This window comes from Streptosporangium sp. NPDC050148, assembly GCF_055586505.1.
This window is the reverse complement of the sequence record NZ_JBVJIA010000022.1, coordinates 107,985-125,581: the sequence shown is the minus strand read 5'-3', so window position 1 is coordinate 125,581 and position 17,597 is coordinate 107,985. Positions and strand designations below refer to the sequence as shown.

Annotated in this window: 16 protein-coding genes; 11 read left to right on the top strand and 5 right to left on the bottom strand. The window is 73.9% G+C overall.

Going from position 1 to position 17,597, the window contains the following annotated elements:
• Positions 1–79: 79 nt before the first annotated feature.
• Positions 80–295, bottom strand: coding sequence for a glycine zipper domain-containing protein (locus ACZ6RT_RS24570; protein WP_470156362.1), 216 nt, complete (start codon positions 293–295; stop codon positions 80–82).
• 89 nt (positions 296–384) lie between these two features.
• On the opposite strand from ACZ6RT_RS24570, the gene ACZ6RT_RS24565 reads away from it, so the two are divergent.
• The 7 genes from ACZ6RT_RS24565 (at position 385) to ACZ6RT_RS24535 (ending at position 9,250) form a co-directional block, all read left to right on the top strand.
• Complete coding sequence (locus tag ACZ6RT_RS24565) at positions 385–1,161, top strand: TetR/AcrR family transcriptional regulator (protein ID WP_470156360.1); 777 nt, start codon at positions 385–387, stop codon at positions 1,159–1,161.
• Entirely contained in the window at positions 1,158–2,741 is a 1,584-nt protein-coding gene (locus ACZ6RT_RS24560; protein ID WP_470156358.1) for an acyl-CoA carboxylase subunit beta, read from the top strand. The genes ACZ6RT_RS24565 and ACZ6RT_RS24560 overlap by 4 nt, the downstream gene beginning before the upstream one ends.
• Before the next feature lie 38 nt (positions 2,742–2,779).
• On the top strand, positions 2,780–4,960 hold the full coding sequence (locus ACZ6RT_RS24555) for an acetyl/propionyl/methylcrotonyl-CoA carboxylase subunit alpha (protein WP_470156393.1): 2,181 nt from the start codon (positions 2,780–2,782) through the stop codon (positions 4,958–4,960).
• A gap of 52 nt (positions 4,961–5,012) precedes the next feature.
• Positions 5,013–5,825, top strand: coding sequence for an enoyl-CoA hydratase-related protein (locus ACZ6RT_RS24550; RefSeq protein WP_470156357.1), 813 nt, complete (start codon positions 5,013–5,015; stop codon positions 5,823–5,825).
• On the top strand, positions 5,825–7,669 hold the full coding sequence (locus ACZ6RT_RS24545; RefSeq protein ID WP_470156355.1) for an acyclic terpene utilization AtuA family protein: 1,845 nt from the start codon (positions 5,825–5,827) through the stop codon (positions 7,667–7,669). The genes ACZ6RT_RS24550 and ACZ6RT_RS24545 overlap by 1 nt, the downstream gene beginning before the upstream one ends.
• A gap of 106 nt (positions 7,670–7,775) precedes the next feature.
• Complete coding sequence (locus ACZ6RT_RS24540; protein WP_470156353.1) at positions 7,776–8,801, top strand: phosphotransferase family protein; 1,026 nt, start codon at positions 7,776–7,778, stop codon at positions 8,799–8,801.
• A gap of 179 nt (positions 8,802–8,980) precedes the next feature.
• Positions 8,981–9,250 carry a hypothetical protein gene (locus tag ACZ6RT_RS24535; RefSeq protein WP_399192870.1) on the top strand — a complete coding sequence of 90 codons (270 nt, stop codon included), beginning with the start codon at positions 8,981–8,983 and terminating at the stop codon, positions 9,248–9,250.
• 148 nt (positions 9,251–9,398) lie between these two features.
• On the opposite strand, the gene ACZ6RT_RS24530 is transcribed toward ACZ6RT_RS24535, so the two are convergent.
• Positions 9,399–9,701 (bottom strand): helix-turn-helix transcriptional regulator, encoded by a 303-nt coding sequence (locus tag ACZ6RT_RS24530; protein ID WP_399192872.1) that lies wholly within the window; start codon positions 9,699–9,701, stop codon positions 9,399–9,401.
• A 66-nt stretch (positions 9,702–9,767) separates the two neighbouring features.
• On the opposite strand from ACZ6RT_RS24530, the gene map reads away from it, so the two are divergent.
• A complete protein-coding gene (gene map, locus ACZ6RT_RS24525) occupies positions 9,768–10,550 on the top strand; it encodes a type I methionyl aminopeptidase (protein ID WP_399192874.1) in 783 nt (260 codons plus the stop codon).
• Positions 10,551–10,642: 92 nt separating this feature from the next.
• Here map and ACZ6RT_RS24520 read toward each other — a convergent pair whose 3' ends face one another.
• From ACZ6RT_RS24520 to ACZ6RT_RS24510, 3 genes are all read right to left on the bottom strand, one after another.
• Positions 10,643–11,296, bottom strand: coding sequence for a TetR/AcrR family transcriptional regulator (locus ACZ6RT_RS24520; RefSeq protein WP_344900448.1), 654 nt, complete (start codon positions 11,294–11,296; stop codon positions 10,643–10,645).
• Between the two features lie 288 nt (positions 11,297–11,584).
• Positions 11,585–13,135 carry a phytoene desaturase family protein gene (locus ACZ6RT_RS24515; protein WP_470156351.1) on the bottom strand — a complete coding sequence of 517 codons (1,551 nt, stop codon included), beginning with the start codon at positions 13,133–13,135 and terminating at the stop codon, positions 11,585–11,587.
• Positions 13,132–14,034 (bottom strand): LysR family transcriptional regulator, encoded by a 903-nt coding sequence (locus tag ACZ6RT_RS24510; protein WP_470156349.1) that lies wholly within the window; start codon positions 14,032–14,034, stop codon positions 13,132–13,134. The genes ACZ6RT_RS24515 and ACZ6RT_RS24510 overlap by 4 nt, the downstream gene beginning before the upstream one ends.
• 231 nt (positions 14,035–14,265) lie before the next feature.
• On the opposite strand from ACZ6RT_RS24510, the gene ACZ6RT_RS24505 reads away from it, so the two are divergent.
• The 3 genes from ACZ6RT_RS24505 (at position 14,266) to ACZ6RT_RS24495 (ending at position 17,591) form a co-directional block, all read left to right on the top strand.
• The gene (locus tag ACZ6RT_RS24505; RefSeq protein WP_470156347.1) at positions 14,266–15,543 is read left to right on the top strand and encodes a YeiH family protein; all 1,278 of its coding nucleotides are present in this window, start codon (positions 14,266–14,268) and stop codon (positions 15,541–15,543) included.
• A gap of 151 nt (positions 15,544–15,694) precedes the next feature.
• Complete coding sequence (locus ACZ6RT_RS24500) at positions 15,695–16,633, top strand: pseudouridine-5'-phosphate glycosidase (RefSeq protein WP_470156345.1); 939 nt, start codon at positions 15,695–15,697, stop codon at positions 16,631–16,633.
• A 7-nt stretch (positions 16,634–16,640) separates the two neighbouring features.
• Positions 16,641–17,591 carry a carbohydrate kinase family protein gene (locus tag ACZ6RT_RS24495; RefSeq protein WP_399192892.1) on the top strand — a complete coding sequence of 317 codons (951 nt, stop codon included), beginning with the start codon at positions 16,641–16,643 and terminating at the stop codon, positions 17,589–17,591.
• Positions 17,592–17,597: the final 6 nt, after the last annotated feature.

The window sequence follows — 17,597 nt, the reverse complement described above, 5'->3', positions numbered from 1 at the left end:
GTCCGGGTTCCGGTTCATCGCCGGCGATCGCCGGGCCGGGCGTTCCCCGCCCGGCGGTCGCCGGTGACGGACCACCCGGTCAACCGTCCTTCTTCTTGCTCGCGCCCCATCCCATGAAGGCCGCCCCCAGCCCGGCGCCGATGGCGAGACCGAGGCCGAGGCCGATGGCCAGGTTGTCGAGGGCGATCCCCAGCGCGGTGCCGATGGCGACGCCCACGGCGATGCCCATGGGGAGACCGGCGGCGTACGAATCGTTCTTGGACGTGTTCGATGTCTCGTCAGGCGTGTCGTTCATGGGCCGTCACTTCCCAGGTCGTTTCCCCCTATGCCTGGCTTTTCCGACATCCTCCCCGGGATCGGTGGCCGTCGGCTATCGTAGTTGACGTGATCGTCAAGTCTGAGACGCTGAGCAACCGGGGCCGTCGCACCCGGGCCGCGCTCGTGCTGGCCGGGCGGGAGGCGTTCGAGGAGCGGGGCTACGACGCGGTGCGCGTCGACGACGTCTGCGCGCGCGCCGGGGTCTCGCACGGCACCTTCTACACCTACTTCGGGTCGCGCGAGGAGCTGTTCCGCGAGGTCGCGGCGGCCGTGGTGGGCGAGATGTTCACCGCAAGCCTGGTCGGGCCCGCCACCGGGGACGACCCGTACGCCCGCATCGAGGCCGCCAACCTGCTCTACCTGCGCGCCTGGGCCTCCAACTCGCGGCTGGTGCGGATGCTGGAGCAGGTCGCGGTCGGCGACGAGGGTTTCCGCGACCTGCTGCTCGAACTGCGCGAGGTCTTCGTGCGGCGGGGCGCCGAGGGGCTGCGGCGCCTGCAGGAGCAGGGGCTGGCCGACCCGTCGCTGGACCCGAGGCTGACCGCGGTGATGCTCGGCGGGATGGTCGAGCACTTCGCCCACGTCTGGCTGGACCTCGGCGAGCGCGCCGACGAGGAGACCGCGGTCGCCCTGCTCTCCACGCTCTGGGCGAGGGCCATCGGCCTGCCCCCGGCCCCCGCGGACCGTCTTGCGGGCCGTCTTGCGGACCGGGCCTCCGCCCCGGCCCCGGCCTCCTCGCCGTCGGCGACGGACCCGGTGTCCCCGCCGACGGCCGACGGCCCGGCCCGGGTTCCGGCCGCCGGCGATCTGACGTCCATGTCAACAAGGAAGGCGCGGCCATGATCCTGCCGGACATCCCGCCCGACGAGTACCGGGCACGGCGCGAGGCGATGCTCGCCAGGCTGGCCGAGCTCGACGCCGAGCACGCCAAGGCCGTGGCGGGCGGCGGCCCCAAGTACGTCGACCGGCACCATGCCCGGGGCAAGCTCCTGGCCAGGGAGCGGATCGAGCTGCTCGTCGACCCGGACTCGGCGTTCCTGGAGCTCTCCCCGCTGGCCGGGTGGGGCAGTGACTTCTCGGTGGGGGCCGGGGTGGTCACCGGGATCGGGGTGGTCGAGGACGTCGAGTGCGTGATCGTCGCCAACGACCCGACCGTGCGGGGCGGCGCGTCCAACCCGTGGACGCTGCGCAAGACGCTGCGGGCCGCCGACATCGCCTTCGAGAACCGGCTGCCGCTGATCAACCTGGTGGAGTCGGGCGGGGCCGACCTGCCGAGCCAGAAGGAGATCTTCATCCCGGGCGGCCGGATCTTCCGCGACCTGACCCGGCTGTCGGCGGCCGGGATCCCCACGATCGCCCTGGTCTTCGGCAACTCCACGGCCGGCGGGGCGTACGTGCCCGGGATGAGCGACCACGTGGTGATGGTCAGGGACCGGGCGAAGGTCTTCCTCGGCGGGCCGCCGCTGGTCAAGATGGCCACCGGCGAGGAGGCCGACGACGAGTCGCTGGGCGGCGCCGAGATGCACGCCCGCGTCAGCGGCCTGGCCGACCACCTGGCGGCCGACGAGCACGACGCCCTGCGGATCGGGCGGAGGATCGTCAGGAGCCTGAACCGCTCCCGCCCCGGCGCCTGTCCCGGGCCCGTCCGCGACCCGCGCCACGACGAGGACGAGCTGCTGGGCATCGTGCCCGAGGACCTGCGGATCCCGTTCGACCCGCGCCAGGTGATCGCGCGGATCGTGGACGGCAGCGAGTTCGACGAGTTCAAGCCCCTGTACGGCGCGAGCCTGGTCACCGGCTGGGCCCGCCTGCACGGCCACCCGATCGGGATCCTGGCCAACGCCCGGGGCGTGCTGTTCAGCGAGGAGGCGCAGAAGGCCGCGCAGTTCATCCAGCTCGCCAACCAGGTCCGGACGCCGCTGGTCTTCCTGCAGAACACCACCGGCTACATGGTCGGCAAGGAGTACGAGCAGGGCGGCATCATCAAGCACGGCGCCATGATGATCAATGCGGTGTCCAACTCGTCCGTCCCGCACCTCACGATCGTCATGGGCGCCTCGTACGGGGCGGGCAACTACGGCATGTGCGGCCGGGCCTACGACCCGCGCTTCCTGTTCACCTGGCCCAGCGCGAAATCCGCCGTCATGGGGCCCGCCCAGCTCGCCGGGGTGCTGTCCATCGTCGGCAGGGCCGCCGCGCAGGCGCGCGGGCAGGTCTACGACGAGGAGGGCGACGCGGCGATGCGGCAGCTGGTGGAGGCGCAGATCGAGGCCGAGTCGCTGCCGTTCTTCCTGTCCGGCCGCCTCTACGACGACGGTGTGATCGATCCCCGCGACACCAGGACGGTCCTGGGCCTGTGCCTGTCGGCCGTCGCCAACGCCCCCGTCCCGGAGCCCTCGGGCTTCGGCGTCTTCCGGATGTGACCGTGACCCAGACCCCGCGCACGACCGCGCGCACCCCCGTGATCGGCCGCCTGCTCGTCGCCAACCGGGGCGAGATCGCCCGCCGCGTCTTCCGTACCTGCCGCGACCTCGGCATCGAGACCGTCGCCGTCTTCTCCGACGCGGACGCGGACGCGCCGCACGTGGCCGAGGCCGACCACGCGGTACGGCTCGGCGGCGCCAGGCCGTCCGAGAGCTACCTGGTGACGGAGAAGATCATCGACGCGGCCCGCAGGTCGGGGGCGGACGCGGTCCACCCCGGTTACGGCTTCCTGTCGGAGAACGCCGCCTTCGCGCGGGCCGTACCGGAGGCCGGGCTGACCTGGGTCGGCCCGCCCGCCGAGGCCGTGGCCGCGATGGGCTCGAAGATCGAGGCCAAGGCGCTGATGGCCGGGGCCGGTGTGCCGGTGCTGCCCGGTTTCACGGCCGGGCCCGGCTACTCCATGGACGACCTGGAGCGGGACCTGGACGCGGTGTTCACCCGGATGAGCGGTTCGGCGTCCGGCTGGCCCGTACCCCTGCTGGTGAAGGCGTCGGCCGGGGGCGGCGGGCGCGGGATGCGCGTCGTGCGGCTGACCGACGACCTGCCCGAGGCGGTCGAGTCGGCCCGCGGGGAGGCGCTGGCGGCGTTCGGGGACGGCACGGTGTTCGTCGAACCCCTGCTGGAGGGGGCCCGGCACATCGAGGTGCAGATCCTCGCCGACGCGCACGGGACGGTGTGGGCGCTGGGCGAGCGGGAGTGCTCGATCCAGCGGCGGCACCAGAAGGTGATCGAGGAGACGCCGTCGCCGTCGCTCTCCCCGGCGACGCGGGCGCGGCTGTGCGACGCGGCCGTCGCCGCCGCGCGGGCCATCGGGTACGTCGGCGCCGGGACCGTCGAGTTCCTCGTCTCAGGCGACACCGTCGCCTTCCTGGAGATGAACACCCGCCTGCAGGTCGAGCACCCGGTGACCGAGTGCGTCCATGGCGTCGACCTGGTCGAGTGGCAGCTGCGCATCGCCGAGGGCGCCCGCCTCCCCGGCTCGCCGCCCGAGCCGTCCGGGCACGCCGTGGAGGCGCGGCTGTACGCCGAGGACCCGGCGCGCGGCTGGCTCCCGCAGATCGGCACCCTGCACCGCTTCACCGTGCCCGGCGTGGACGCCCGTTTCGCGCCGTTCCCCCGGGGCCGGTACGGGCTCCGGCTGGACTCCGGGGTGGAGGACGGCTCGGAGATCGGCGTGCACTACGACCCGATGCTCGCCAAGGTGATCGCGTACGGGGCCGGGCGCGACGACGCGGTGCGCAGGCTCGCCGCCGCGCTGGCGGGCGCGCGGATCCACGGCCCCGTCACCAACCGGGACCTGCTGGTCGCGGTGCTGCGCCACCCGGCGTTCCTCGCCGGGGAGACGCACACCGGCTTCCTCGACGAGCACGGCCTGGCCGGTCCCGCGAACGGCTCCCCCGCGGGCGACGCCCAGGAAGATGCCCAGGGGGATGCCCAGGACGATCTCCCGGACGGCCCTTCGCACGGCGCCGGGAGGGACGACGCCGGGAAGAACGGTGCCGGGAAGGACGACGCCGGGGAGAACGGTGCGCGCCTCCCGGAGGACGGCCCGCCGGAGGGTCCCTCGGTCCTGCGGCTGTCGGCCCTGGCCGCCGCGCTCGCCCGGGCCGCGGCCGGCCGGCGGGCGGCGACCGTGCAGGCGGGGCTGCCGAGCGGGTGGCGCAACGTGGTGTCGCAGCCGCAGCGGGCCCTGTTCGCCGAGACCGAGATCGCGTACCGGATCACCAGGGACGGCCTGCGGGCCGAGGGCTTTCCCGGCACGGTCCTGGTCGGCGCCACCCCCTCGCTGGTGGTGCTGGAGACCTCGGGCGTGCGGCACCGGTTCGCGGTGGCCCGCTACGGCGGCGCGACCGGGACGACGTACGTGGACTCCCCCCTCGGGTCGGTGCGCCTCACCCCGCTGGAGCGCCTGCCCGAACCGGCGGACCACGTGCCCCCCGGCTCCCTGACCGCGCCCATGCCCGGTACGGTGCTGCGGGTCGATGTCGGTCCCGGGCAGGCGGTCGGCGCCGGGCAGGTGGTGGTGGTGCTGGAGGCCATGAAGATGGAGCACCGGATCACCGCGCCCGCGCCGGGTACGGTGGCGGCGGTTAACGTGACGCCAGGACGCCAGGTCGAGGCCGGGACGGTGCTGGTCGTGATCGAGGAGCGGGCGTGACCCCTCCCGCGGAGCGGCGGCCCCTCGCGGGCCCCTCGTGGAAAGGAACGAGATGAGAACCGATGGGGGCTGGCCGGTGGATCGCCTGGTGCACGGGGAGGCGTCCGGAGGAGTGGCGACGATCACCCTCGACTCCCCCCGCAACCGCAACGCCCTTTCGGTGCGGCTGCTGGGCGATCTGGAGGAGCGCCTGGAGTGGGCGCTGGCCGACGAGAGCGTCCGGGTGATCGTGCTCACCGGCACCGGGCCGGTGTTCTGCGCGGGCGCCGACCTCAAGGAGCAGCGGGTCGCCCCGGGCGCGCCCCACGAGGCGCCGGTGACCGCGTCGTTCCCGGAGATCATGAACCTGATCTGGGAGAGCCCCAAGCCGGTGGTGTGCCGCCTGAACGGCACCGCGCGGGCCGGAGGGCTGGGCCTGGTGGCGGCCTGCGACTTCGCGATCGCCCCCGACTCGGCGTCGTTCGCGTTCAGCGAGGTGCGGCTGGGCGTGGTCCCCGCGATGATCTCGGTGACCGTGCTGCGGCGGCTCGGCCCGCGCGCCGCGGCCGAGTACCTGCTCACCGGCGAGACCTTCGACGCCGCCCGCGCCGCGGAGATCGGGCTGATCACCCGGGCCGTGCCCGAGGAGGAGCTGGACGCCACGGTCGCCCACTACACCGGCATGCTGCTGCGCGGCGGTCCCGAGGCGCTGGCCCTGACCAAGCAGCTGGTGCGGACCGTGCCGACGCTGAGCGTCGAGGAGGGCATGCGCCAGATGGCGGAGCTGTCGGCCCGGCGCTTCACCTCCGCCGAGGGCCAGGAGGGCATCGCCGCGTTCATGGAGAAGCGCCCCGCCTCCTGGGTGCCCCCGGGGGCGGCGCTCTGATGCTGCGCGTCGCCAACTGCTCCGGCTTCTACGGCGACCGGCTCTCGGCCGCCGGGGAGATGGTCGAGGGCGGTCCGATCGACGTGCTCACCGGCGACTGGCTCGCCGAGCTGACCATGCTGATCCTGGCCGGGAACCGGGCCAAGGGCCGCCCCGGCTACGCGACGACCTTCCTGACGCAGCTGGAGCAGATCCTCGGGACGTGCCTGGAGCGGGGCATAAAGGTCGTCTCCAACGCGGGCGGGCTGGACCCGGCCGGATGCGCCGAGGCCGTACGCGAGCTGGCCGGACGCCTCGGGCTGCCGGCCAGGGTCGCCTGCGTCACCGGTGACGACCTGAGCGGCCGCGACCTGAGGGGAGCGCCGAACGCGGACACCGGCGAGCCCCTGGCCGTCCCCGCGCTGACCGCCAACGCCTACCTGGGGGGCCGCCCGATCGCCGCCGCCCTGTCGGCCGGGGCGGACGTGGTGGTCACCGGCCGCGTCACCGACGCCGCGCTGGTCACCGGGCCGGGCATCTGGCGGTACGGCTGGGGGCCCGGCGACCTCGACGCGCTGGCCGGTTCGGTGGTCGCCGGGCACGTCATCGAGTGCGGCTGCCAGGCGACCGGCGGCAACTACGCGTTCTTCGGCGAGGTGCCCGACCTGGCGCACTGCGGGTTCCCGCTGGTGGAGCTGGAGGCCGACGGGTCGTGCGTGGTCACCAAGCACCCCGGCACCGGCGGGCTGGTCTCGGTCGGCACGGTGACCGCGCAGCTGCTGTACGAGATCGGCTCCCCCCGCTACCTCGGTCCCGACGTGGTCGCCCGGTTCGACACGATCCGCCTGGAGCAGCAGGGACCCGACCGGGTCCGCGTCTCGGGGGTGCGCGGCGAGGCCCCACCGGACACGCTGAAGGTCGCCGTCACCTATGCGGCGGGGTACCGCAACACCATGACGCTCGTCCTGACCGGCCTGGACATCGACGCCAAGGCCCGCCTGGCCCAGGAGGCCGTCTGGTCGCGGGTGCCGAAGGAGTCGTTCGACGAGGTCCACGTGGAGCTGACCCCGCTCGCCGGGACGGCCCTGCTGCGCATCACCGTGATGGACGCCGACCGGCGCCGGGCCGGGCGGGCCTTCTCCTCGGCCGTGGTGGAGAGCGGCCTGGCGAGTTATCCGGGTCTGTACGGTCTGACGCCTCCGGGCGACGCCTCGCCCTACGGGGTGTACTGGCCGACGCTGGTCCCGGCGGAGTCGGTACGGGCCCGCGTCCTGCTCGACGGCCGTGAGCTCCCGGACGCGCCGACCGGGCCGTCCACGCCGACCGGGCCGATCGCACCGGCCGGATCGGTGGACGAGGACACCGGGAGCGCCGGGAACGCCGGGAACGCCGAAAGCGTGGAGAAGAAGGAGAGCGCGCCGGGCGCGGGAAGCACGGACGCGGCCCGCGCGGGGAGCGCCGGTCGCGTCCTCGGTGCCGTGCCCGGCGGCGACCTCGTCCCCGACGACGATGACGACCCCGGTCGCGGTGCGGAGAGTGTGCGGGTGGCGCTGGGCACGATCGTGGGCGCCCGTTCCGGGGACAAGGGCGGCAACGCCAACCTGGGCGTCTGGGTCGGCACCGCCGAACGGTTCGGCTGGCTCAGGGAGCACCTGACGACCGAGCGCCTGGCGGAGCTGCTGCCGTCGGCCGCCGGGCTGAGGATCGAGCGTTTCGAGCTGCCCAACCTGCTCGCCCTCAACTTCGTCGTGCACGGCCTCCTGGGCCGGGGCGTGGCCGCGAGCCCCCGTCTCGACGCCCAGGCCAAGGCCCTGGGCGAGGAGCTGCGCGCGAGCCTCGCCGACATCCCGCGGCACCTGTTGTGAGACCCCGGTCCGGCGCCACGCCCGCCGGAGCGGCGGCTATTGACCGTCACGGGCCGGGATCATAGATTCACCCCCATCCAGAACATCATTCGGTCCAGGAGGGTGCATGACGGCCGCGCACATCGACGTCACCGCGATCGACTTCGACGTGCTCGGCGCGTGGATGGACGACCAGGGGCTGCCCGGCGGGCCGTTCGAGCACGTCGCGCCGGTGACCGGCGGGACGCAGAACGTCATGGTGCGCTTCGAGCGGGGCGGCGCCGCGTACGTGCTGCGCAGGCCGCCGCTGCACCCGCGCGCCAGGAGCAACGAGGTGCTCCGCCGCGAGGCGCGGGTGCTCGCGGTCCTGCGCGACACCCCGGTGGCCGCGCCGCGCCTGGTGGCGGCGTGTACCGACGAGAGCGTCATGGGCGCGGTCTTCTACCTGATGGAGCCTGTCGAGGGGTTCAACGCCACCGTCGGGCTGCCCGAGCCGCACGCGAGCGACCCCGCCATCCGGCACCGGATGGGACTGGAGGCGGCCTCGGCGCTGGCCGAGCTCGGGCGGGCCGACCACGGCGCGCTCGACGGTTTCGGCCGTCCCGAGGGGTTCCTGGAGCGGCAGGTACCGCGCTGGATGGGCGAGCTGGAGGGGTACGGCGCGCTGGCCGGGTATCCGGGGCCCGACATCCCCGGCCTGGAGGAGACGGCCGCCTGGCTGGAGCGCAACCGGCCCGCGACGTTCGTGCCCGGGATCATGCACGGTGACTACCACCTGGCCAACCTGATGTTCGCCCTGGACGGCCCGCGGGTGGCCGCGATCGTCGACTGGGAGATGTGCACGGTCGGCGATCCGCTGCTGGACCTGGGCTGGCTGCTGGCGACCTGGCCGTCCCCGGACGGGGTGGGCGTGATCTCCGGCGGTGTCACCGGGCTGGCCACGACCTCCGAGCTGGTCGACTGCTACGCGGCCCTGTCCGACCGCGACCTGTCGGCCGCCGACTGGTACGCGGTGATGGCCTGCTTCAAGCTGGGCATCGTCCTGGAGGGCACGCACGCCCGCGCCTGCGCGGGCAAGGCCCCCAGGGAGATCGGGGACCTGCTCCACGCGACCACGCTGAACCTGTTCGCGCGCGCCCGGACGTTCATGTGAGACCTCCGCCCGGCCGTGCGCCTCGCCGGACGTGACGCGCGGGCGCCCGAAGGTCCCCGCGGCGTTCCGGGACAGGGCCAATGTTCTGATCTATCCGTACGAACGCCCGCTAAAACCGCAATTGCTTGATAAGCATCTCAAGATCGTGCAATTCTCTGTCGAGACGGAGGTGACGCACGATGCCGGACACGCTGGCCTGCCTGGAACGGTTCGTTTCCGCGGTACGGCAGCACGCCGACCTGTCGGTACGGCGGATCTCCCTCGGCGACCCCGCGTACGTCTACGTCCGCAACCGTTTCAGCAACACCCTGGCCGAGACCGTGACGTGCTCCCCCGACGGGGGCTTCATCACCTCGTGGGGCTACCGGCTCGGCAGCAGCGAGAACATCGACGGCGCCGCGGCCCGGCTGGCCTTCCTCCTCGCGGCCATGCCCGCCCCCCGGGTGTGACCGGCGGTCCTGCCCGCCCCCGTGCGACCGGCAGGGCCGCCCTGTCCTCCGCCGGGTCGTGACCGCCCCCGTTCCTGCCCCTCGGGTGTGACCACCGCGGCCTCCTCGGGGTGCATGTCGGTGCGGAAACCACAGCCGTCAGGGGGACCTACGAGGCCAGCCGCTCACCCGCGCCGCGGTCCGACCGCGCGAGTCCGGCCTCGCCGTCCGACCGCTTGATCTCCGACCACACCTCGTCGAGGGAGAGGCCGAGGACGTCGGCGATCGCGGCGATGGTCGGGAAGGCGGGGGTGGCCACGCGACCGGACTCGATCTTCCGAAGGGTCTCCGGTGAGACACCCGCCTCCAGCGCGGTGTCGAGCATCGGTCTCTCCCCCCTGGCACGTCGCAGGAAGGCGCCGAGGCGCTGTCCACGTTCGATCTCTGCGGGAGTGAGCGGCAGTCTGACCATGCCTCCAACTCTAATACCGGGATAATATGACCGGGATACTTATTGGTCACACGAGGAAGACGTTGCATGATCGAGATCCTGAGTCCCTCCGCACTGCTGCGAGCGAAGGACGCCGGTGCCCTGGTCGCCGACATCCTGCAGACGATGAAGAGCCGCAGCACGGTCGGCACGAACCTCCTGGACATCGACCGGTGGACCCACGGCATGATCACCGACGCCGGGGCGCGGTCCTGCTATGTCGACTACGAGCCGTCCTTCGGGCGGGGGCCGTTCGGCCACTACATCTGCACATCGGTCAACGACGCCGTGCTCCACGGGCTGCCGCACGACTACACGCTCGCCGACGGCGACCTGCTGACGCTCGACCTCGCCGTCTCCGTGGGCGGGGTCGTCGCCGACTCCGCCATCAGCTTCATCGTGGGCGACGCGAGGCCCCCGGAGAGCGTCGCGATGATCGACGCGACCGAGCGCGCCTTGAGCGCGGGGATAGCCGCGGCCGGGCCCGGAGCGCGCATCGGTGACGTCTCCCATGCCATCGGCTCGGTCCTCAGCGAGGCGGGATACCCGATCAACACCGAGTTCGGCGGCCACGGCGTCGGATCGACGATGCACCAGGACCCGCACGTCTCGAACACGGGACGGCCCGGCCGCGGGTACACGCTGCGTCCCGGGCTGTTGCTGGCACTGGAGCCGTGGGTCATGGCGGACACCGCCGAGCTCGTCACCGATGCCGACGGCTGGACGCTCCGGAGCGCGACGGGCTGCCGGACGGCGCACAGCGAGCACACGATCGCCATCACCGAGGACGGAGCCGAGATCCTCACCCTGCCGAGGCAGGCGCGGCCGTGAGGTGACGGCCGCCCGCGTTCCCCGCTCCCAGCGGTGCGCCGTCCGCCGCCGGGTGCAGGGCCGCCCTCCACCGGCGTCCCCGGCCGGTACGGCTAGGACGCCTCGGTGGGTTCGGCGGAGAAGGCCGACAGGTCCAGGCCGACCTCCCGGGCCGCGGCGACCCGGGCGTGGTGGAGCAACCGGCTGCGGGACATGTTCCCGGTGTGCAGGGTGTAGCGGACCACCAGGCCGTCGAGCATGCCGTCGATCCGCTCGGCCGAGCCCACCGGGTCGTCGCAGGCGAACTCGCCCGAGGTCACGCCCTCGGAGATCACCTGGCCGAGGATCTCGATCCAGGAGCCCTCCAGCTCCAGCAGGATGGTGCGGACGTGCTCCTCGCGCACCCCGACGGCCCAGGCGTCCAGCCAGAGGATCCAGCTCTGGTCGGAGCGGGAGGCCGGGATGTAGAAGCGCAGGACGCGGTCGAGACGCTGGACGGCGGTGCCGGGCTCCGCCACGATCTCCCTCAGCCGCTGCACCTCGGAGTCGCTGGTGCTGCGGAGCATCTCGGTGATGAGGTCGTCCTTGGTGGCGAAGTGGTAGTGGATCAGCCCGCCGCTCACGTTCGTCGCCCTGGCGATGTCGGCGACCCGGGTGCTGGCCAGCCCGCGCTCCAGCACGACCCGCCTGGCCGCCTCGAGGAGCTCCGCGCGCCGTTGGTCGGCCTGGTCGGCGCGGCTGCTGCGCGCCCCTCCTCCGCTGTGCACGGCGCAAGACTACAGCAGCGTCGCAACCCTCCCTAATACTACTGATTGGCGGACCAGTCAACACTTTCACTCCTGTGTGAGCGACCGCTTCCGGTCAGCGAGCGGCGGGCGTTCGCCCCTGGCTCCGCGGCACGTGGCCGACGCCCCGGACGGTGTGGATCAGCCGGGGACGCCCGGACGACCTCCCGGGTGGCGGTGTCCGTCCGCAGGTCACCGAAGGCCAGGACCGTACCGGCCGCGCCGGTGGACGGCCGTCATGAGAAGCCCGTGAACCCCCGCGGGAGCGGGTCAGCCGAGCACGGCCATGGCGGCGTTGTGCCCGGGGACGCCGCTGACCCCGCCGCCGCGCCGGGCGCCCGCGCCGCACAGCAGGACGCGCTCGAAGCCGGTCCCCACCCCCCAGCGCCCGCTCCCGGCGTACGTCTCCCCCTCGCACGACCCGTCCTCGTACGGCCAGGACAGGTCGCGGTGGAAGATGTGGCCGCCGGGCAGGCCCGCCTCGGTCTCCAGGTCCACCGGGGTCCTGACCTCCAGGCAGGGGGTGCCGTCCGGGGCGCGGAGCAGGCAGTCCTCGACGGGCTCGGCCAGGACCCGGTCCATCGAGGCGAACGTGGCGCGCAGCGCGGCCTCGCGCGCCCCGGCGGGGTCCTCACGGAACAGCCTGGCCGGCATGTGCAGCCCGAAGAGCGTCAGGGTGTGCGCCCCGGCCTCGCGCAGCTCCGGTCCCAGGATGGAGGGGTCGGTCAGCGAGTGGCAGTAGACCTCGGCCGGGGGCAGCGACGGGATCCGCCCGGCCGACGCCTCGGCGTACGCGCGGGCCAGCGCCCGGCGTCCCTCGTTGATGTGGAAGGTGCCGCCGAACGCGGCCGCGGGGTCCACGCGCGGGTCCCGCAGCCGCGGCAGCCGCGAGAGCACCATGTTGACCTTGAGCTGGGCCCCCTCGGGGACGGGCTCGGCGGCGCCGCCCAGCAGTCGGGCGAGCACGACGGGCGGCACACCCGCCAGGATGCGCTCCCCCGTCACCGTGTGCTCCCCGGCCGCGTCGCGGAAGGCCACCTCTCCCGAGGGGTCGATCGCGAACACCTCGGCGCCGGTGAGGATCTCCGCCCCGGCCGCGCGGGCGGCGTCGGCCAGCGCGCCGGAGACCGCCCCCATGCCGCCCACCGGGACGTTCCAGTCCCCGGTGCCGTCACCGATCACGTGGTAGAGCAGGCAGCGGTTGGCCAGCAGGCCCGCGTCGTCCGGATCGGCGAAGGTGCCGATGAGGGCGTCGGTGAGGACCACCCCGCGCACGGTGTCGTCGGCGAACCGTTCGTCCACCACCTCGCCGACCGGCCGCTCGAACAGCTCCCGCCACGCCTCGCGGCCGACCAGGTCCCGCATCGCCGTCCGGTCCATCAGCGGCTCCAGCAGCGTCGGCGCCACCCGCTCGGCCACGCCGGCCGTCATCGCGTAGAAGCGCCGCCAGGCGTCCAGCTCGGCGGTGCCGCCGGTGACGCGGGCGAAGGAGTCCGCGGTCCGCGCGGCGTCGCCGCCGTCGACCAGCAGGCCGGTCTCCCCCACGGGCGTGTACGAGGCGTACCGGCGGCGGCGGAGCGTGATCCTCAGCCCCAGCTCGGTCACGATCCTGGAGGGCAGCAGGCTGACCAGGTAGGAGTAGCGCGAGAGCCGGGCGTCGACCCCCGGGAACGCCCGTGCCGAGACGGCGAGGCCGCCGACGTGGTCCAGGCGTTCCAGGACCAGGACGCGCCGTCCCGCGCGGGCCAGGTAGGCGGCGGCGACCAGGGCGTTGTGGCCGCCTCCGACGATCACCGCGTCGTGGTGCGATCGGTTCGTCACTGGCGCTCCTGCCCGGCGGAGAGGGTGATCTTCAACAGGGTGGCGGCCGGTCCGCTGGGAGCGCGGCCCCGCCGCCAGACCGCGCGCAACCAGCGGGTGAGGTCGATGTCGCGGGTGGGCACCCCGATCAGGCGGCCGGTGGCCAGCTCGGCCTCCACGGCGTACCCGCTGAGCACCGCGGGGGCGGCACCCTCGCGGGCCGCCCCCTTGACCGCGGCGTTGGAGCCGAGCTCCAGCCTGGGCGCGGCGACGGCGTGGCCTGCCAGCGCGCGGTCCAGGGTCTCGCGGGTGCCGGAACCGCGCTCGCGGACGACCAGCGGGGTGGCGGCCAGCTCGGCGGCGAGCAGCGGGGTACGGCGCCGCGCCCACGGGTGGCCGGGCGCGACCACCACCACGAGCCGGTCGGTGGCCACCACCCGCGACACCAGCCCTTGGGGCACCGAGGGCCCCTCCACGAACCCGAGCTCGATCTCCCCGCCGATCAGCCTCGCCACCTCGGCCGAGTTCTGCACGTCCAGGCCGACCTGGACCTGGGGCTCGCGGTCCTGGAGCTCCCCCAGCCAGCGCGGCAGCAGGTACTCGGCCACCGTCATGCTGGCGGCGATGTGCAGGTGTGCGGAGCGGCCGTGCCGTACCGCCTCGGCCCCCCGCATGAGTTCCTCGGCCGCCGCCAGCACCTGCGCGGCCCAGGCGGAGACCATCACCCCCTGGGGGGTGAGGGTGGAGCCGCGGGGGGTGCGTTCCAGCAGCGGCAGCCCGAGGCGGCGTTCCAGCAGCGAGATCCGCTTGCTCACCGAGGGCTGCGCGATGCCCGCGGCGCGGGCGGCCTGGCCGAGACTGCCCAGCCTGTCCACGTCGACGAGCAGGCGCAGGGATTCGAGGTCGGGCAGCTCGCTCATAGCGCCAGGCTATGACCTTCCACCGAGGTTACGGCTACCGGCCGGGCCCTGTCCCGCCGAGACTCGGGCCATGCCCCCTCTCTCCCGTCCTTTCGTCCCGCCGTACCGGCGGAACCGCGGGCGGCGTCGGAGAGGGCGGGAGCGGGGACGACGCGGTCCCTGACGGCACGGCCGAGAACGACACGGACACGGACACGGACGACACGATCACGGACAACGGAGCCACGGACAATGGAGTCGCGGGTGACGGAGCCACGGACAACAGGATCGGGAACGACAGGATCGGGAACGACAGGATCGGGAACGGCGGGGCCACGGGCGGGGGTACCGGTGACGCGCCCCCGGCCGCCGGAGTCGGCCCCCCTCCGGCCGCCGGGACCACGAAGGACGCCTCCCCTCCCACCGGGATCACACAAGGCCCCCCTCCGGTCGGCGGAGTCACCGACGGAAGCCCTCCGTCCGCCGGAGTCACGGACGGACCGTCCCCTGGCGGCGGAGTCGTGGGCGGCGAGGGCCTGGACGGGGCACCTGCGGCCGCTGATCCCCGGACTCGCCGTCGTGATCGTGGCGACGGTACTGGCCACGGCGGCTAGCCGGGTCGTCACCGGGGTGAGCGCGGCCGTGCTCGCGGTGGGGCTGGGGGTCGCGCTGACCAACCTCGTCGGCCTGCACGCCCGCCTGGCCCCGGGCCTGCGGTTCGCCTCCCGGCGGGTGCTCCGCCTGGCGATCGTGCTGCTCGGGCTGCAGATCGCCCTCCCCGAGCTGCTGGCGCTGGGCGGGGGCGCGCTGGCGGTGGTCGCGGTCGCGACCGGTGTCACGTTCGGCGCGACCCGGTGGATCGGGGCCCGGCTCGGGGTGGACCCGCGCAGGTCCCTGCTGATCGCGACCGGCGTGTCCGTCTGCGGGGCCGCGGCCGTGGCCGCCATGCACGAGGTCGCCGGCAGTGACGACGACGACGCGGCCGCGGCCGTCAGCGTGGTCGTGCTGTACGGCAGCGCCTCGATCGTCGTGCTGCCGCTGCTCGCCGGGGCGCTGGGCCTGACACCCCACCAGCTCGGCCTGTGGGCCGGCGCGTCGGTCCACGAGGTCGCCCAGGTCGCGGCCATCGGCGCGGCGGCCGGCACCGGGGTGCTGGCGAGCGCGGTGGCCGTCAAGCTGGCCCGGGTCCTGCTGCTGGCCCCGATGGTCGGGCTCGTCTCCGCCGCCCTGCGCCGCGGCGCGGCGGACCGCCCGGCCGGGGCGCCCGGCCACCGGCCGCCCGTGGTGCCGCTGTTCGTCGCCGGGTTCGTCGCGGCGGTGGCGGTACGGAGCCTGGGCGCCGTACCCGCCGAGGTCGCCGGCGCGATCCCCGGCCTGACCTCCGCCCTGCTGGCGGCGGCCCTGTTCGCGCTGGGCACCGGGATCGACCTGCGCCGGCTCGTACGGGGCGGGCGGTCGCTGCTCCTGGGGGGCATCGCCACGGTCGTCATCGGCGGGATCTCACTGGCCGGCGTCCTGATCGTCGGCTGACCCCCGACCGGCACCGTGATCGTCGGCTGATCTTCGAGTGGACGTCTCCCCGCAACCGCCGTAACCTGCTCTTTCTGGGAGGACGGTGTCGTTTACCCCGTTCCAGAAGAGCACGATGATCATCACCGCGGACAGGAAGACAGAACCGCTCATGGGTACCACCCGACCGGCCCTCACCGACATGCTGCGCCCCTCCGAGGAGGTGGCCGAGGCGCTGGACCGGGGCGCCCCGATCGTGGCGCTGGAGTCCACGATCATCTCGCACGGCCTGCCGCGGCCCCGCAACCTGGAGGTCGCGGTGGAGCTGGAGCAGATCGTCCGCGAGACCGGGGCCGTACCCGCGGCGATCGCGGTCCTGGACGGGATCGCGCACATCGGCCTCGACAAGGACCGGCTGGAGCGCGTCGCCGGTGAGCCGGGCCTGCACAAGCTGGGCTTCCGCGACCTGCCCGCCGCCGCCGCACTCGGCGCGAGCGGGGCTACCACCGTCTCGGCCACCTCGTTCCTGGCCGCCAGGGCGGGCATCCGGATCTTCGCCACCGGCGGCCTGGGCGGCGTGCACCGCGGGTGGACCGAGAGCCAGGACGAGTCCGCCGACCTCGACATGCTGAGCCGTACCCGCATCACCGTGGTCTGCGCGGGCGTGAAGTCGATCCTGGACGTCCCCGCCACGCTGCAGCGGCTGGAGACGCGCGGCGTCACGATCGCGGGCTTCCGGACCGGCGAGTTCCCCGGCTTCTACCTGCACTCCTCGGGCGAGCCGATCGACTGGCGGATCGAGACGCCGGACGAGGCCGCCGCCGTCATGCGGGCCCAGGACGAGCTCGGCGGGCCGCAGACCGCGCTGATTGTCGCCAACCCGGTGCCGCGGGCCGAGCAGCTCGACCCCGCCCTGCACGACCGCGTCCTGGCCGAGGCCCTCGCCGCGGCGCGCGAGGAGGGAGTCACCGGCCAGGCCATCACCCCGTTCCTGCTGGGCTACCTGGTACGTGGCACCGACGGCGCCTCGCTGGAGGCGAACCTGGCGGCGGTGCGCGGCAACGTCCGGCTCGCCGGGCGGATCGCGACCTGCTGGAGCCGGGGAGACTGAGGACGCCGTGACCGGAAACGGCCTGTTGATCATCGGTGACGTGGTGACCGACGTCGTCGCGCTGCACGCCGGGTCCGCCCGGTCCGGCCTGGCCGTCGGCACCGACACCGCCGCGGACATCGTGCTGCGTCCGGGCGGTTCCGGAGCCAACACCGCCTCCTGGGCCGCCCGCCTGGGAGCCGATGCCCGGATCCTGACCCGCGCCGGCTTCGACACCGCCGACTGGCACGCCGCCGAGCTGCGGCGCTCCGGGGTACGGGCGCACCTGCGGGTCGATCCCGACCGGCCGACGGCGGTGGTGATCGCCATGGTCGACGTGACCGGGGAGCGGTCCATGCTCACCAACCGCGGCGCCGGGGGGCACATCGGCACGGGCGACTGGGACGAGAACCTGCTGGAGGGCGTGGGCCACCTGCACCTGTCGGGCTACACGCTGTTCGCCGAGCCCGGGCTGCAGCTCGCCCGGCTGGCCATGGCCGAGGCGTCCCGGCGCGGGGTATCGATCAGCGTGGATCCCGCCTCGACCGGGTTCCTGCGCTCGTTCGGCACCGAGCGGTTCATGCTGGAGACCGCCGCGGCCCGGCTGATCATCCCCAACCTGGACGAGGCGCTGCTGCTCGCCGGCGAGGACGGCGCCGAGGAGGCCGCGCGTCGCCTGAGCCTGCACTACGGCGCCGCCGCGGTGAAGCTCGGCTCCGGTGGCGCGCTGATGGCCAGGGACGGAAAGTTGGCCGCACGCCTTCCCGCGCTCGCCACCGAGGTGGTTGACTCCATCGGAGCGGGGGACGCGTTCGCCGCCGGGCTGCTGACGGCCCTGCTGGGCGGGGCCGGCGACGAGGCCGCGCTCGAGGCAGGGTGTCGCGCGGGCGCGGAGGCCGTCACGGTTCTGGGCGGTCGGCCGCGTGTCGTCCCGTCTGATTTGGGTACCAACGAGCTTTACCCTCTTAACACCAATTGATAGCTT

Excerpts from the sequence above, each read along its gene's own strand:
- ACZ6RT_RS24570 (WP_470156362.1), bottom strand. The coding sequence starts at position 295 with ATGAACGACACGCCTGACGAGACATCGAACACGTCCAAGAACGATTCG.
- ACZ6RT_RS24560 (WP_470156358.1), top strand. The coding sequence starts at position 1,158 with ATGATCCTGCCGGACATCCCGCCCGACGAGTACCGGGCACGGCGCGAG.
- ACZ6RT_RS24550 (WP_470156357.1), top strand. The coding sequence starts at position 5,013 with ATGAGAACCGATGGGGGCTGGCCGGTGGATCGCCTGGTGCACGGGGAG.
- ACZ6RT_RS24545 (WP_470156355.1), top strand. The coding sequence starts at position 5,825 with ATGCTGCGCGTCGCCAACTGCTCCGGCTTCTACGGCGACCGGCTCTCG.
- ACZ6RT_RS24540 (WP_470156353.1), top strand. The coding sequence starts at position 7,776 with ATGACGGCCGCGCACATCGACGTCACCGCGATCGACTTCGACGTGCTC.
- ACZ6RT_RS24535 (WP_399192870.1), top strand. The coding sequence starts at position 8,981 with ATGCCGGACACGCTGGCCTGCCTGGAACGGTTCGTTTCCGCGGTACGG.
- ACZ6RT_RS24530 (WP_399192872.1), bottom strand. The coding sequence starts at position 9,701 with ATGGTCAGACTGCCGCTCACTCCCGCAGAGATCGAACGTGGACAGCGC.
- map (WP_399192874.1), top strand. The coding sequence starts at position 9,768 with ATGATCGAGATCCTGAGTCCCTCCGCACTGCTGCGAGCGAAGGACGCC.
- ACZ6RT_RS24510 (WP_470156349.1), bottom strand. The coding sequence starts at position 14,034 with ATGAGCGAGCTGCCCGACCTCGAATCCCTGCGCCTGCTCGTCGACGTG.
- ACZ6RT_RS24505 (WP_470156347.1), top strand. The coding sequence starts at position 14,266 with ATGGAGTCGCGGGTGACGGAGCCACGGACAACAGGATCGGGAACGACA.
- ACZ6RT_RS24500 (WP_470156345.1), top strand. The coding sequence starts at position 15,695 with ATGGGTACCACCCGACCGGCCCTCACCGACATGCTGCGCCCCTCCGAG.